This window comes from Thermomonospora catenispora, from assembly GCF_006363815.1.
Lineage (GTDB): Bacteria > Actinomycetota > Actinomycetes > Streptosporangiales > Streptosporangiaceae > Thermomonospora > Thermomonospora catenispora.
Window position 1 is genome coordinate 1 of sequence record NZ_RRYT01000102.1, and the last position, 444, is coordinate 444.

The window sequence follows — 444 nt, forward strand, 5'->3', positions numbered from 1 at the left end:
CGCCGTCGGGGCTGAACGCCACCGAGAAGACCCCGTCCTCGTGCCCGTTGAGGGAGAAGCGGAGCAGGAGTCTGCTGTAGTCGACCCGGGGAGGGGGGAGGGCCGCCTGCAGGCTGATCGCGCCGGAGACCGGCGGCGGGAGGGACGGGGCGGACGAGGGGTGCACGGGGACGGCGGCGACGGCGGGCACGAGCGAGGAGTCGGTGTCGGGACGGGGAAGGGCCCGCTGGATGCCGCGCAGCCGCTCCAGGACGTCGGTGGTGCGCTCGGGACGCCCCTGGGGCTCCTTGGCCAGCAGCTCGACGATCAGCTCGTCCAGCGCCTCGGGCGTCTCGGGGCGTTCGTCGCGGGCGTGCGGGGGCGGTGTGTGCAGGTGCTGCCCCATCAGCTCCCGGCGGCTCTCGTTGCCGAACGGCGGATGGCCGGTCAGCAGGGTGAACAGGA

1 pseudogene is annotated in these 444 nt (G+C 74.3%); it reads right to left on the reverse strand.

The features are described from left to right. Positions 1 to 444: pseudogene (locus tag EIO00_RS24415) on the reverse strand (hypothetical protein); the annotation flags it as partial.